The organism is Roseomonas fluvialis (assembly GCF_022846615.1).
In the GTDB taxonomy this organism is placed as follows: Bacteria; Pseudomonadota; Alphaproteobacteria; order Acetobacterales; family Acetobacteraceae; genus Neoroseomonas; species Neoroseomonas fluvialis.
Genome location: NZ_AP025637.1, coordinates 300,454 through 314,058, shown reverse-complemented (window position 1 = coordinate 314,058; position 13,605 = coordinate 300,454). Strand labels below are relative to the sequence as shown.

Annotated in this window: 16 protein-coding genes; 8 read left to right on the top strand and 8 right to left on the bottom strand. The window is 72.0% G+C overall.

The window, feature by feature from the left end:
* Nucleotide 1: 1 nt before the first annotated feature.
* From MWM08_RS01580 to MWM08_RS01565, 4 genes are read right to left on the bottom strand one after another with little or no spacing between them, the layout of a single operon-like run.
* Nucleotides 2-1,054, bottom strand: a complete 1,053-nt coding sequence (locus MWM08_RS01580) for a dihydrodipicolinate synthase family protein (protein WP_244457718.1) — start codon at nucleotides 1,052-1,054, stop codon at nucleotides 2-4.
* 58 nt (nucleotides 1,055-1,112) lie between these two features.
* Entirely contained in the window at nucleotides 1,113-2,219 is a 1,107-nt protein-coding gene (ald, locus tag MWM08_RS01575) for an alanine dehydrogenase (protein WP_244457717.1), read from the bottom strand.
* A gap of 15 nt (nucleotides 2,220-2,234) precedes the next feature.
* Complete coding sequence (locus MWM08_RS01570; protein ID WP_244457716.1) at nucleotides 2,235-2,579, bottom strand: DMT family protein; 345 nt, start codon at nucleotides 2,577-2,579, stop codon at nucleotides 2,235-2,237.
* Nucleotides 2,576-3,838: an AmpG family muropeptide MFS transporter gene (locus tag MWM08_RS01565; RefSeq protein ID WP_244457715.1), complete on the bottom strand. Its 1,263-nt coding sequence runs from the start codon at nucleotides 3,836-3,838 to the stop codon at nucleotides 2,576-2,578. The genes MWM08_RS01570 and MWM08_RS01565 overlap by 4 nt, the downstream gene beginning before the upstream one ends.
* 108 nt (nucleotides 3,839-3,946) lie before the next feature.
* Between MWM08_RS01565 and MWM08_RS01560 the strand changes: the two genes are divergently transcribed.
* Nucleotides 3,947-4,483: a Yip1 family protein gene (locus MWM08_RS01560; protein WP_244457714.1), complete on the top strand. Its 537-nt coding sequence runs from the start codon at nucleotides 3,947-3,949 to the stop codon at nucleotides 4,481-4,483.
* A gap of 73 nt (nucleotides 4,484-4,556) precedes the next feature.
* Here MWM08_RS01560 and MWM08_RS01555 read toward each other — a convergent pair whose 3' ends face one another.
* Complete coding sequence (locus MWM08_RS01555) at nucleotides 4,557-5,681, bottom strand: MFS transporter (protein ID WP_255751427.1); 1,125 nt, start codon at nucleotides 5,679-5,681, stop codon at nucleotides 4,557-4,559.
* A gap of 264 nt (nucleotides 5,682-5,945) precedes the next feature.
* Between MWM08_RS01555 and MWM08_RS01550 the strand changes: the two genes are divergently transcribed.
* From MWM08_RS01550 to MWM08_RS01540, 3 genes are all read left to right on the top strand, one after another.
* Nucleotides 5,946-7,154: a type VI secretion system contractile sheath domain-containing protein gene (locus MWM08_RS01550; protein WP_244457712.1), complete on the top strand. Its 1,209-nt coding sequence runs from the start codon at nucleotides 5,946-5,948 to the stop codon at nucleotides 7,152-7,154.
* A 159-nt stretch (nucleotides 7,155-7,313) separates the two neighbouring features.
* Complete coding sequence (gene aqpZ, locus MWM08_RS01545) at nucleotides 7,314-8,021, top strand: aquaporin Z (RefSeq protein ID WP_244457711.1); 708 nt, start codon at nucleotides 7,314-7,316, stop codon at nucleotides 8,019-8,021.
* On the top strand, nucleotides 8,018-8,767 hold the full coding sequence (locus MWM08_RS01540) for a maleate cis-trans isomerase family protein (protein ID WP_244457710.1): 750 nt from the start codon (nucleotides 8,018-8,020) through the stop codon (nucleotides 8,765-8,767). The genes aqpZ and MWM08_RS01540 overlap by 4 nt, the downstream gene beginning before the upstream one ends.
* A gap of 63 nt (nucleotides 8,768-8,830) precedes the next feature.
* Here MWM08_RS01540 and MWM08_RS01535 read toward each other — a convergent pair whose 3' ends face one another.
* Nucleotides 8,831-9,052 (bottom strand): hypothetical protein, encoded by a 222-nt coding sequence (locus tag MWM08_RS01535; RefSeq protein WP_244457709.1) that lies wholly within the window; start codon nucleotides 9,050-9,052, stop codon nucleotides 8,831-8,833.
* 163 nt (nucleotides 9,053-9,215) lie between these two features.
* On the opposite strand from MWM08_RS01535, the gene MWM08_RS01530 reads away from it, so the two are divergent.
* Together MWM08_RS01530 and MWM08_RS01525 are read left to right on the top strand one after the other, a co-directional pair.
* Nucleotides 9,216-9,962 (top strand): SDR family NAD(P)-dependent oxidoreductase, encoded by a 747-nt coding sequence (locus tag MWM08_RS01530; protein ID WP_244457708.1) that lies wholly within the window; start codon nucleotides 9,216-9,218, stop codon nucleotides 9,960-9,962.
* Nucleotides 9,963-10,192: 230 nt separating this feature from the next.
* Entirely contained in the window at nucleotides 10,193-10,591 is a 399-nt protein-coding gene (locus MWM08_RS01525; RefSeq protein ID WP_244457707.1) for a thiol-disulfide oxidoreductase DCC family protein, read from the top strand.
* Between the two features lie 14 nt (nucleotides 10,592-10,605).
* Here MWM08_RS01525 and MWM08_RS01520 read toward each other — a convergent pair whose 3' ends face one another.
* Together MWM08_RS01520 and MWM08_RS01515 are read right to left on the bottom strand one after the other, a co-directional pair.
* Nucleotides 10,606-11,154, bottom strand: coding sequence for a hypothetical protein (locus MWM08_RS01520; protein ID WP_244457706.1), 549 nt, complete (start codon nucleotides 11,152-11,154; stop codon nucleotides 10,606-10,608).
* A gap of 193 nt (nucleotides 11,155-11,347) precedes the next feature.
* Nucleotides 11,348-12,073: an MlaA family lipoprotein gene (locus MWM08_RS01515; protein WP_244457705.1), complete on the bottom strand. Its 726-nt coding sequence runs from the start codon at nucleotides 12,071-12,073 to the stop codon at nucleotides 11,348-11,350.
* 331 nt (nucleotides 12,074-12,404) lie between these two features.
* Here MWM08_RS01515 and MWM08_RS01510 point away from each other — a divergent pair, with 331 nt between their 5' ends.
* Nucleotides 12,405-13,214 carry a bestrophin-like domain gene (locus tag MWM08_RS01510; RefSeq protein WP_244457704.1) on the top strand — a complete coding sequence of 270 codons (810 nt, stop codon included), beginning with the start codon at nucleotides 12,405-12,407 and terminating at the stop codon, nucleotides 13,212-13,214.
* Nucleotides 13,211-13,594, top strand: coding sequence for a hypothetical protein (locus tag MWM08_RS01505; RefSeq protein WP_244457703.1), 384 nt, complete (start codon nucleotides 13,211-13,213; stop codon nucleotides 13,592-13,594). Before MWM08_RS01510 ends, MWM08_RS01505 begins: the two co-directional genes overlap by 4 nt.
* Nucleotides 13,595-13,605: the final 11 nt, after the last annotated feature.

Here is a 13,605-nt window from a genome sequence, read left to right as displayed (position 1 = left end):
CTTAAGAAAGCCAGCGATGGAGATTTTCGCGGACGAAGCCGTCGTCCGTCAGGTGCGGGTAGCGTTCGGCCACCGCGGTCAGCAGATCGGCCTGGCCGGGCGAGAGCGCCTCGTGTTCATCCAGGCACCAGGTGCCTTCCAGCAGCCCTTGCCGGCGCAGGATCTCATGGCAGCCGGCAATGACGCCGTGGAAGTCGTGCGCGACGTCGAAGACCGCGGCGTTCATCTCCGTGACGGCGGCGTCCAGCGCCAGCAGGTCGGCCGGTATGTCGCCTTGCACCGTCGCGCATCGCGCCTGCACGTGCACCGCCGCGCGCGTCCAGACGCTCCAATGGCCCAGCAGCCCGCCGACAATCCGCAGCGTGGTCGGCTGGCCGCGATGCACCAGGCTGAAGGGCGTCAGCAGGTCGGCGACGATGTGGTCGTCATTGCCGGTGTACAGCGCGATTCGATCCTGCGCGCCCGCCTCCAGCACGCCGCGCAGCACATCGAGCGTGGCGTACCGGTTGAACGGCGCGATCTTGATGGCGACGACATTGTCGATCGCCGCGAAGCGCCGCCAGAACGCTGCCGACAGCTTCACCCCACCCACCGCGGGCTGAAGGTAGAAGCCGAAGATCGGCATCTCCGCCGCGACCGCCGCGCAATGCGCGATCATCTCGTCTTCCGACGCGCCTTTCCAGGCCGCCAGCGACAGCAGCACCGCGTGGTAGCCGAGGCCGCGCGCGACCTGCGCCTCGGCCACGGCCTGCGCGGTGCGCCCGATCGCGCCCGCCACCAGGATCGGCTGGCGTGCCTGCTCCGCCGCCGCCTCGGCCGCGACCCGCAGCACCGGTTCGAACAACCCCGTCTCGCGGATCGCGAACTGCGTGGTGTGGACACCGACGGCCAACCCGCCCGACCCGGCATCGAGGTAATAGCGCGACAGCGCCTTCTGCCGGCGCGGGTCCAGGGCACGCGCCGCGGTCAGCGCGAGCGGATGCGCCGGGATGGCGCAGCCCGCGCGCAGCCGCGCACCCAGGCCTTCCGGCCAATCCTGCCAGCGCAGGCCCACGGCGTTTCCTCCGCAACCAGTAACCAGGCGGTTACCTTCGCCCGCGGCTGCCGGCCGGTCAAGCCGGCAGCGCGGCCAGCGGCAGCCCCAGCGCGGCCGCCACCGCGGGATGCGTCACCGCCCCGCCGTGCACATTCACCCCGGCCGCCAGATGCGGGTTCTCCGCCGCCGCGCGCTGCCAGCCCTTGTCCGCCAGTTGCAGCGTGAAGGGCAGCGTCGCGTTGTTCAGCGCCACTGCGCTGGTGCGCGCCACCGCACCCGGCATGTTGGTCACGCAGTAATGCACCACACCATCCACCACATAGGTCGGATCGGCATGAGTGGTCGGGCGCGACGTCTCGAAGCAGCCGCCCTGGTCGATCGCGACATCCACCATCACGCTGCCCGGGCGCATGCGCGACACGGTCTCACGCGACACCAGCCGCGGCGCCGCGGCACCGGGCACCAGCACCGCGCCGATCACCAGGTCGGCGTCCAGCACAGTGCGCTCCAGCGCATCGCGCGTGGCGAACACGGTATCCACCAGCCCGTTGAACTCGATGTCGAGCGCGGCCAGCACGCGCGGGTTGCGGTCCAGCACCGTGACATTCGCGCGCATGCCGTTGGCGATGCGCGCCGCGTTCGACCCAACCACCCCGCCGCCGATGATCGCAACGCGCCCCGGCGGTACGCCCGGCACGCCGGACAGCAGGATGCCCGCGCCGCCAGCTTCCTTCTCGAGGCAGCGCGCGCCGACCTGCACGGCCATGCGGCCTGCCACCTCGCTCATCGGCGCCAGCAGCGGCAGCCCGCCCTGCGCGTCCGTCACGGTCTCGTAGGCGACGGCGGTGCAGCCGGACGCCATCAGCCCTTCGGTCTGCGCGCGGTCGGGGGCCAGGTGCAGATAGGTGAACAGCACCTGCCCCGGCTTCAGCCGCGCCCATTCGCCGGGCTGCGGTTCCTTCACCTTCACCACCAGCTCGGCCTCGGCGAAGACCGTCGCGGCGTCGGGCGCGATGCGCGCGCCGGCGGCGATGTAAGCCTCGTCCGGAAAGCCGATCGCAGCACCGGCCTGCGTCTCGACCAGCACCTCGTGCCCGTGCAGCACCAACTCCCGGACCGACCCCGGCACCAGGCCCACGCGGTATTCATGGACCTTCACTTCCTTCGGGACACCGATGCGCATGGCCGTTGCCCTCCCTCACTCCACCGGCAGGAAGATGAACACGACCGCCGCCACCAGACAGGCCCCGGCCGCGAGGAAATTCCAGCGCAGCGTCTCCCCCAGGAAGGTCACGGAGAATACGCCGAAGACGGCGATCGTGATGACCTCCTGCATGACCTTCAGCTGCTGCCCGGTGAAGGTGCCGTAGCCGATCCGGTTGGCCGGCACCGCCAGGCAGTATTCGAAGAAGGCGATCCCCCAGGACACCAGCACCGCCAGCCACAGCGGCCAGGACGGCGCCTTCAGGTGCCCGTACCAGGCGAAGGTCATCAGCACGTTCGACCCCACCAGCAGCAGCGGCGTGACGATCCAGGGGTTCATGGTCTCTCCGCGGGCGTAGGCGGCGGCAGGCGCCGCAACAGGAACAGCATGATGGCCATGGCCGGCAGCGCCGCCGCCGTGGTCAGCAGGAAGAACCACGTCCAGCCCATCGAGGCCGCCAGCACGCCGCCCGAGGCCCCCAGCGTGCGCAGCGGCACCGCCGCAAGCGAGGACAGCAGCGCATACTGCGTCGCGCTGAAGCTGCGGTTCACCAGCCCCGACAGGTAGGTCAGGAAGGCCGCATCCGCGAGCCCGTCGGTGAAGTTCTCCACCCCCACCTGGGCGAACAGCATGGGCAAGTCGCGCCCGCCCCCGACCAGCGTGAGGTACATCAGGTTCGACAGCATCTGCGTGATCCCGGTCAGGATCAGCGCCCGCCCCACGCCGATCCGCCCGATCAGCCAGGCGCCGCACACCGCGCCCACCAGCGTCGCCGCCAGGCCGAACACGGTGCCGACCGTGGCGACGTCGTCGCGGGTGAAGCCCTCGGACCGGTAGAAGGGCGTGACCATGATCCCGGCCAGCGCCTCGCCCAGCTTGAACAGCGCGACGAAGGCCAGGATCGCAAGCCAGTAGCGCCGCCCGGTGAAGTCGATGAACGGCCCCACCACCGACAGCCGCATCCGCGCCCGCCAGCCGACCGGCGCGACGACAGGCGCCGGCGGCTCGCGCCCCGCAAGGGTGGCAACGATGCCGACCAGCATCAGCGACGCCGCCACGCCATAGGCCATATGCCACCCGACATGGCCCACCAGCAGCAGCGTGCCGGCACCCGAGGCCAGCAGGCCCGCCCGGTAGCCCCAGACGTAGGCGGTCAGGCCCCAGGCCTGGTCGCGCTCCGATGTCTCCATCATCTCGATTCGCCAGGCGTCGATGACGATGTCCTGGCTGGCCGACAGGAATGCCACGACCACCGCCAGCACCACCGTCATCGTCGCACCGCCGGCCGGGTCGGTGGCCGCCAGCGCCGCGATCGTGGCCACCAGCGCAACCTGCAGTAGCAGTAGCCAGCCCCGCCGCCGCCCCAGGACGGGCGGCCGCACGGCATCCAGCGCCGGCGCCCACAGGAACTTGTTGGCATAGGCCAGGCCGATCAGCGCCGTCAGGCCGATCTCGGCCAATGACATGCCGCTCTCGACGAACCACTGGCGCAGCACCTGCCCCGCCACCAGCGGCAGCGGCACGGCGGCCGCGAAGCCCAGGGCGAGCATCACCAGCAGCCGCCGATCGGCCCAGCGCGAGAACCGCGAATCGTCCATCCGGGTCAGGCTGGCAGAAGCCCCGGGGCGCCGCCAGCGCGCCGGGCTTGCCCCGGGCCGCGCCCCCTGGGCAGTATCGCCGTGGGAACGAGGGGCAAGAGGCTAGGCATGAACCACCTGATCGAACGCGTGAAGGGCATGGCGATGGCGCCGGCCCAGGAATGGCAGAAGATCGCGCGCGAGCCGATCGAACTCGTGCCGGTCTTCACACGCTACGTGATGATCCTGGCAGCGATCCCGGCCATCGCCGGCTTCCTGCTGCTGCTGTTCTGGGCCCCCTTCACCGCCTTCAGCATGGCGATCGTGGGCTACATCCTGTCGGTGGTCGGCGTCTTCGTGACCGCGAAGATCATCGAGATCCTGGCGCCGAAGTTCGGCGGCCAGCCCGATGCCGACGCGGCGCTGAAGCTGGCGGCCTTCGCGCCGACCATCGCCTGGGTCGCAGGGGGCGCCATCATCATCCCGCTGCTGGGCGGCATCATCGCGCTGATCGGCGGGTTCTACGCGCTGTACACGCTGTACATCGGCGTGCCGATCGTCATGCGCGTGCCGCAGGAAAAGGCGCTGACCTTCACCCTGGCGGTGATCGGCGTGGCTATCCTGGTGAACATCGCGGTGCGCATCCTCACCGGCGTGTTCATCTGACCGGACCGGTACCACCCGGGAATGCGCCGCCCGGCGCAGCCCCGGGCCGGCGCCGGTAGCGGCTGGGCCGTCCTCAGCGCAGCGGCATGCCGGCGACCCATGCCGCCAGGCCCGCGGTCGCGGCGGCCGCGAGGGCGAACACCGCCCCATAGCCGCCGGCGTGCAGCACGGCGCCGAAGGCAAGCGCGCCCGCGCTCTGCCCCAGGAACAACGCCATCGCGAAGGCCGACACCGCAGTGGCGCGGGAATCGGGCAGCGCCTCGGTCGCGCGCGCCTGCAGCACGCCATGGAACATGTAGAACGCCATGCCCAGCGGCACCTGCAGCAGCGCCACCACCCACCAGGCGGGTGCGACCGCCAGCGCCGCGAGCGCCACCGCCAGCACACCGCCGCCCACGCCGAGCAATCCCGGTTCGCCCAGCCGCGCCACCAGCCGCTTGGCCAGGCGCGTGTAGATGAAGGCGCCGATGCCGAAGCCCGCCACCACCAGCCCCGCCTGGCCGGGTGACAGTGCGAAGCGCTCGATCAGGAAGGCACCGATGAAGGGGAAGGCGCCGCCGAACAGCACCGCGCCATCCAGCGCTGCCGCCCCCATCAACCGCCGGCCGGCGGGCGCGCGCAGCAGCACGCCATACTGCGACAGCCCCAGCCCGCGTGTCGTGGCCACGCGCGGTTCCGGCGCCGCGCGGCGCAGCATCAGCACGCCGACCACGAGCGCGAGCGCCGCCAGCACCAGGAAGGATGCGCGCCAGCCCGCGATCTCCGCCATCACGCCCGAGACGGGCCCCACCAGCAGCTGCGCCATCACCATGCCGGTGAGGAACTTCCCGATCGTCGCCTGCCGCTCCGCATAGGGCACCGCATCGCCGATCCAGGCGATGGCGAGCGGAATGACCGCGCCCGCCACCAGCCCCGTACCGGTGCGCAGCACCACCATCGAGGTCAGGTCCCACGCCAGCGCCGAAGCCGCCAAACCCACGCCGTAGAGCACCAGCGCAATGGACGCGACCCACACCTTGCCGAAGCGGTCACCCAGCGGCCCCGTCACCAACTGCCCCGCGCCATAGGCCAGCGTGAACCCCGCCACGACCGGCGCAATGGCCGCCACGCCCACGCCGAAATCCGTCGCCAGCAACGGCAGCAACGGGTCCATCAACCGCATCCCGCCCCCGGCGGCGAAACCGGCAAGCGCGAGCAACGGGAGCAAGGAAAGGTCAGGGCGCAAGCGGGCAGCCTCGCAGGACAGGCGGGGGCGTCAAGCGTGGGTGCGGGCGCGCGGAGGGGGCTTTGCCCCCTCCGGACCACCCCCACCAAGGGCCTAAGGGCCCTTGGAACCCTCGACTTGATCGGGCGGTCCAGGGGGCCGTAGCCCCTTGGCGGGTGGGGTCCGGGGAGGGCAGAGCCCTCCCCGCGCCGCCCATCCCGCGCTAGCGTTCCCCCCCAGCCGCGAAGGACGCCCGCCATGCCCGACACGCCGCCCGGCGCCGACGACCCGCTCGCCGCCGTGCTCGCCGCCACCGAGGCCGCGCGGCCGGTCCAGGCCACCGGATCGGAAGCCCAGGCCATTGCGAAGGTCGACGCGATGATCGCGCTATTGACGGCCGCGATCCGCAACCATCCGCGCTTCGTGGCGCTCGAGGCCGCTTGGCATTCGCTGCACCGCCTGGTGGCGCAGCAGCAGGACGCCCCCGTGGTGACGAAGCTGCTGCCGCTGACCAGGCGCGATATCGTCCGCGACCAGCGCGCCGTGCAGGACCCCGAGGACAGCACCCTGGTCGCGCTGCTCTGGCACGAGGGCCTGGGCGCCGGCGAGCCCTTCGGCCTGCTGCTGGCCGACATGCCCTTCGGCGCCGACGCGGAGGATGTGCAGGCGCTGCGCGGCCTCGCGGCGGCGGGCGCCGGCGCCTTCGTCCCGGTGGTCGCGCATGTCGACCCGGCGCTGGTCGACCTCGCGGCATGGCCCGACCTGCCCGGCAAGCGCGACATCGCGCGCGTCCATGAAGGCCCGCGCCACATCGCCTGGCGAAGCCTGCGCGAAAGCGAGGAGGCGCGCTTCCTCGCCCTGGTGGCCCCGCCCGTGCTGGCCTGCGACGCGCAAGGCGCACCGCGCTGGACGGGCGGCGGCTGGGTGCTCGCCGCGCGCATCGCCGCCGCCTTCCGCCGCGACGGCTGGGCCGCCGGCATCGAGGGCCGCGAGGACGGGACCGAAACCGGCCTGCCACCGATGGGCAGCATCCCCACCGCCTGCGACCCGGCCGATGGGCAGGAAGTCGCGCTCGCGGCGCTCGGCCTCACGCTTCTGGTGCCGCGCGGGGCGGACCGCGCGGCGGTTCTGCTCGCGCCCAGCCTGCACAAGCCGCCGAAGTTCCAGGCGGCCGCCGCGACCGCCGATGCGGCACTGGCGGCGCGGCTGCCCTGGGTGCTCGCAACCGGGCGCGTGCTGCAGGCGCTGGCACTGCGGGCGCGCTGGGAACTGCAACGTGGGCGCGGCACGGCGGCGGCGGTGCAGGCGCTGAATGCCTGGCTCGGGGCGCTCGCCACCGAGGACGGCCCGCTGGCGTCGGCCAGCGCGGAACTGCCCGAACCCGGCGTGGTGGCGGCGCGGCTGCGCGTGCGCCTGCCGCAGGGCACGCCGGCGGCGGCGCACCGGCTGGCGCTGGCGCTGCCATAGCGCCTGCTGCGCGCCGGCGGCGTCGCGACCGGCGTCTGCGGCGCACCGTCACCTGTGGGACGCAGCGTCACGAAACGGGCCATGACGTGCCCTTGCCGAGGTGTCACAGTCCGGCGCTAAGCTCGGTCGTGACCGACAATATGTTAGGGAGATAACTGCATGGCCCCGAAACTTGCCGCCGAATTCCTCGGCACCCTCTGGCTCGTGCTCGGGGGCTGCGGCTCCGCGGTGCTCGCCGGCGCCTTCCCGGAATACGGGATCGGATTGCTCGGAATCTCCTTCGCCTTTGGGCTCACGGTGCTGACCATGGCCTATGCGATCGGCCACATCTCGGGCTGCCACCTGAACCCGGCGGTCACGCTCGGCCTGGTGGCAGGTGGGCGATTCCCAATGGCACACGCGTTGCCCTACATCTTCGTGCAGGTCCTGGGCGCCATCGCCGGCGCGGGCATCCTGTACGTGATCGCCACCGGCAAGCCGGGCTTCGAGCTGGGCGGCTTCGCCGCCAACGGCTTCGGCGACCATTCGCTCGGCAAGTACAGCATGAATGCCGGGCTGGTCTGTGAGATCGTGATGACCTTCTTTTTCGTGCTGATCATCATGGGCGCGACCCATGGCCGCGCACCGGCCGGCTTCGCGCCGATCGCCATCGGCCTGGGCCTGACGCTGATCCATCTGATCAGCATTCCGGTGACTCAGACCTCCGTGAACCCGGCGCGCAGCACGGGGCCGGCGGTGTTCGTGGGCGGCTGGGCGCTGCAGCAGCTCTGGCTGTTCTGGGTAGCGCCGATCATCGGCGCGGTGATTGCCGGCGTGGCCTCGCGCACGCTGTGGCCGAACGCCACCACGCCGGTCGAGGGCAAGTGACGGATCGCTGCCCTCTCGCGCAGCGGCTGCTGATGGGCGTGGTGGTCCCGGCCACCAACGTCACCACCGAGGCGGAGATGGACGACCTCCGCCCGCGCGGCGTGATCAACGCCACCGCGCGAATCGCCAACCCCGATGCGCGCGTGGCCGGCGATGCCGATGCGGCCGCGGTACGTGCCGCGATGGTGGGCGGGCTGATGGGCGCGCTGGACACGCTGGCTCCCGCGCGGCCCGACCATGTCGCAATCGGCGTCATGGTCGAGAATTTCGTCGGCGGCGGTGCCGCTGGCGATGCGCTGCTGGCCGAGGCCGCGGCGCGTATCGGCTGTCCCGTGACGGCGCCGACGCACGCGACGCTGGCCGCGCTGGCGGCGCTGGGCGTCACGCGCATCGCGCTGCTGACGCCTTTCTTCCCGGCCGGCGATGCGGCGGCGAAGGCCTTCCTGGAACAGGCGGGCATCGACGTGCTGCGGGTGGTCGGCCTGCGCGCGCCGGGACCGGCAGCGATCGCGCATGTGCCGCTCGACCGCCTGCGCGATGCGGTGCGGGACCTGGACGGCCCGGATGTCCAGGCCGTGGTGCAGGTTGGCACCAACCTGCCCTTCGCGGGCGTGGCGCGGGCGGCCGAGGCCGAACTCGGCAAGCCCGTGCTTGCCACCAACCCGGTCACCTACTGGCACGCCCTGCGGCGTGCCGGGATCGGCGAACGCATCGCCGGCGCGGGGCGGCTTTTCGCTCTGGCCTGACGGACCGGTCGCGACTTCACGCCCGGCGGCGCGTCCCGAAGCCCGCCGCGCGCATGCGACGGGTCAGCTGCCCGCGTCGTCGTCCTCGACCATAGCGGCCTGCAACTGCTCGGTGCTGATGAGCAGGATGCGGCGCGCGTCCAGGATCTGCGGCGCCTGGTGCTGCAAAGTCTCCCAGCGCGCCTCGACGGCGTCGAGCGCGGCGTCGAGGTCGGGGAAGGTCTCGGTCTCGGGCGCGGCGGAGCCGGTGCGCCAACGGAGATGGACGGGGCCTTGGGTGGTCATGGTGTCATCGCTGCATGCACGGGGTGGGGGCGGCACCGGACCGCCGAGGCGCCATGGATACGGGGGAAGCGGGGCGCTTGGCAAAGGGGGCGGCCGGCGCCTCGCCAGCCTCGGTGCCACGCGGTAGGAACGGTGGACAGCATCCATCGGGGGAACGCAGGACATGGCAGGACGCGGCAAGACGGCGCTGGTGACGGGCGCGGGGCGCAACATCGGGCGCGCGGTCGCACTCGGCCTGGCGCAGGATGGCTTCGACGTGGTGGTGAACGGATCCTCCGACCGCGCCGCCTGCGACCGGGTGGCGGAGGAAGCGCGCGGCTTCGGCGTGGCGGCCGAGGTGGTGATGGGCGATGTCGGCTCCGCAGCGGAATGCGCGCGCATCGCCGATGCAGCGATCGCGCGCTTCGGCGCCGTGGACGTGCTGGTGAACAACGCCGCGCTGCGCCCGCAGAAGCCCTTCCTCGAGATGACCGAGGAGGAATGGCGGCGCGTCATGGCGGTGGACCTCGATGCCGCGGTGTGGCTCTCGCGCGCCTGCCTGCCGGGCATGGTCGCGCGCGGCTGGGGGCGCGTGGTGAACTTCACCGGCATGAATGCGATCCACGGCTATGCCGGGCGCGCGCCCGTCAGCGTGGCGAAGCACGGCGTCTGGGGGCTGACCAAGGCACTGGGCAAGGAATTCGGGCCGAAGGGAATCACCGTGAACGCGATCTCGCCCGGCCCGATCGCGGCGGATGACGAGGCCGGTGCGCCGCTGTCGTCCTATCGCCAGGCGATCGTCGCGCGCGTGCCGCTGGGGCGCGAGGGCCTCCCGGCCGAGGTCGCGACCGTGCTGCGGATGCTCGTGAGCGACGGCGGTGCCTACGTGAACGGCCAGATGCTGCAGGTGAACGGCGGCGCGCAAACCTGATGGCGCGGGCGCCGCGACTGGATGGTGCCTGAGCCGCGGGCGTCGACGCCTCCTTTCCGGGGCCGCTGCATACCTCGCCGCGGCCGTGACGATGGATGGGAGCTTCGGCACAGCCGGACCGACCGCCGGCTTGCCTGGGCCCCGTCACGCGCCAACATCAAGCCTCGATGGGTGCTCGCGAAGGGTGTTGCACAGCGCGCCGGGCAAGACGGCTGGACGCGGGAGGGGTCATGGAAAGCCAAGTCTTCTACAATGGAGAATGCCCCGTCTGCGGACTCGAGGTGGCCCGCTACCGGCGCATGCTGCCAGGCGCCGACGCAACCTGCTGGAGCGATGTCGCGGTCAATCAGGACGCGCTGGCCGCGCATGGCCTGACCGTCGATGACGTGGTGCGCCGCATCCACGTGCTCACCCGCGACGGACGCATGCTGGTCGGCGTTCCGGCGCTTGCCGCGATCTGGCGAGAGACGCCTTCCCGTCCCTATCGGGCGCTCGCGCGATTTGTCTCCCTTCCCGTGGTTCGATGGGTCGCGGCCGGCGCCTACGAGGTCTTGGCCGCGATCCTCTATGCCTGGAACACGGCGCGAGGGTCGAATCCGGCCAGGCGCCAGGCCGGCGCGCAGACCTGACGGCACACCGCGCATCACCCCACGCGCTGGATGGTGCCGTCCAGGTCCATGATGGCAGTCACCACCTGAAGCTCGGGCTGGCGACGCGCCGCCTCGGCGCGGAAGGCGGTCAACGCTTCCGCGTGGGTCGCGGTTTCCTGTGCACGGGTGGCCACGGCGGCATCGCCGAAGGCGAGCTTCGCCGCGCCGCAGTCGCGATGCGTCATCGCCATGACCTGGCGGATGCCGTGCAGTTGCACCGTCACGCCCAGATTGTCCCAGAAGGCCTGGTGCCAGCTGGCGAAGCGTGGATGCACCACGCCGATCGGCCCCCCGGCGATGGTGAACTGGCTGTAGCGGTCGCGCAGCCCGTGCGAGGACATGAACAGGAAGCTGCCGGTCGTGAAGCGCGGGTCGATGCAGTTCAGCAGCATCGCCTCGTACTGACCGGACCCGGCCGCGGCCCCGCGCGCGATGCCCGCGGCGGCCAGCAGCCCCAGCACGGCGCGCCTGCCCGGCCGCGCGGTACAGCCGCAGCCGGGAGCATGGTGGAACCGTGGCATGGCGTCGGTGCAGGTGCGCATGGGGGACCTTTGGGCTGCGGCGCGGTGCGGCACGCGATCATGCGGCGGGCAGGCTTAACCCCATGTTGCCGCGACAGTGCCGCGACCACGGACCCGACTCATTGCACGGCGCGCACGGGCAGCGGGCGCCGTGGCCAGGCTGCCGTCGCAGACCGACAGACAGGCGATGAAGGATCGCCCTGCCCCGCAGCGGTCAATCCGTTGCGGCCAGCGCCTCGCGCGGGGCGGGTTCGTCCTCCTCCTCGGCTATCGCCTGCCGGTCCGCCGGGCAGGCGGCGGCGCGGCGCTGCAGGAAGGCGCTGCGATGGACCGCGTAGGAATCGAGCGCCTGCGCGTCGATCTGCTGCAGCTCCGCATGGAACGATGCATAGGTCGTGAACAGTTCGCCGCTGCGCCAGCCCAGGAAGGCCTCGGGCCCCACCAGTTGCGACAGCGCGGCGCTGGTCGCGACCATGGCGCCCGCGTCGCGCAGCGTGGACGGGCCGATCACCGGCAACACCAGGTAAGGCCCGCTCGGCACGCCCCAGCTGCACACCGCGTCGGCGGTGGCCATCGGCCTGCGGGGGAAGCCCAGCGAGGCCGCCGCATCCGCCACGCCACCCAGGCCGAGCGTCGTGTTGATGCCGAAGCGCAGCGCCGCATTGCCCGCCCGCGGCAGGTCGCCCGCGGCGATGCTGCTGATGGCGGTGATCGGCTCGCCCAGGTTCGCCAGCGCATTGGCCACGCCCTCGCGCACGCCGGGCGGCGTGTATTCGACATAGACCTCGGCGACCGGGCCCAGCACATGCGCCTGGAGCAGGCGGTTCAGCGCATGGATGCGGCGGTTCACCGGCTCGAGCGGGTCCGGCGCTGCCTGCGCAGGCGCCGCCAGCACCAGGGCCAGCAGGCTGAAGATGAGAAATCTGGTCGAGCGACGCATCCGGTCCGCCTTTGCCTGGGCGCAGGCCCGGCCGCGCCGCTTTTTCCGGCCGGACCGAGCAGGGGGTGCCACGCGCTGCGCGCCGCCCCCGGGCAATAGTGTATTTTCGGTTAACGCGGAACCGGAATCCGCACGCTGGCGGGCGCGCCGGCACGAAGCCGCTGCGAGAACGGACGGCACCAGGCCCGCTGCCCCGCCCGACCTCTCAGCGACATCGCCCCGGATGGGTGGCCGGCCGGAGCCGATACCGGCAGGCCGGACACAGCACTAACCACTTGGTGAAGCACCGCATGCGAGGCTCCCGCCCCTGTCGCGAGCCGCCGCACCCGCCATGCACGCCCTGCCGTCCCTGCACGACCTGCCGAGCACCCTCGTCTACGCCATCTTCATGGCCGCGTCGGGCAGTGCGGCGGCACTCGCCTGCGTGCTGCTCGCCCCCGTGATCCGCGCGCCGCAGACCAAGGAGATGCTGGATGTCGCGATGCGCACCACCGGCGCCATCACCGCCGCGCTGACCCTCACGCTGGCCTTCTGCGCCGTGCAGGCGCGAAGCCAGATGGCCGATGCGCAGCGCCTCGTGCAGGCTGAGGCCAACGCCATCGCCGGCCTCGCACGCATGGCCGACCGGATCGGGCCCGCCGGGCGGCCACTGCTGCCCGCCATCACCGCCTATGCCCGCGAGATCCGCGCCGTCGAATTCCCCGCCATGACCCGGGACGGCCGCCAGGACACCACGCAGCTGCGGGCCGAGGCGCTGGAGGATGCGGTCTACCTCGCCGCCGCCGCGCTCCCGGAAAGCCTGGCAGCCGACCTGATCGACCAGGCCGACCAGGTGGAGACCACGCGCGAGGCACGGCTGCAGGCAGCCGGCGCGGCGCTGCCGACGCAGTTCTGGATGCTGATCCTGCTGCTCGGTGGCCTACTGCTGGCGACCGGGCCGCTATATCCAGCGCGCCCGCATGTCGTCGCCATGCTGGCGATCCAATCCGCCGCGCTCAGCGCGCTGGTCGCCTTCGTATTCCTGATGGACCAGCCCTTCCGCGGCGAACTCACCGTCTCGGCCGAACCGTATCGCGTGCTCGAACACAGTCTGGCGCACCGCGGCACGGCCGCGCGGCCGGCGCGCACGGTCAGCCAGTGACCTGGCCCGGCGTGCGGCGCGGGCCACGGATCGCGGCGCTGAACGGGATCGGCGGGCGTTTGCTGCTGTACCGCGACTGCATCCGGATCGAGCGAAGCGGACCCTGGTTCACGGCCGTGAACCTGTTGTCGCATGTCGAACGCGAGATCGAGACGACCATCCTGCTCGACCGGCTGGTCGCGGTGCACATGGTGCGGTCGCTGCTGCTGGTGCAGTTCCTGCGCTTCACCTATGCCGGCGCACCGACGCCGACCGGGCACTACCTGCGCGACGCCTTCGCGGAGAACGCCTTCATGCTCTCCCTGGTCGACAACCGGCCGCTGCTGGCGATGCAGGCGCGCATCGTGGACGCGGCACGCGCGCGCGACGCCACGCCGTAGCGGTGCGGAAG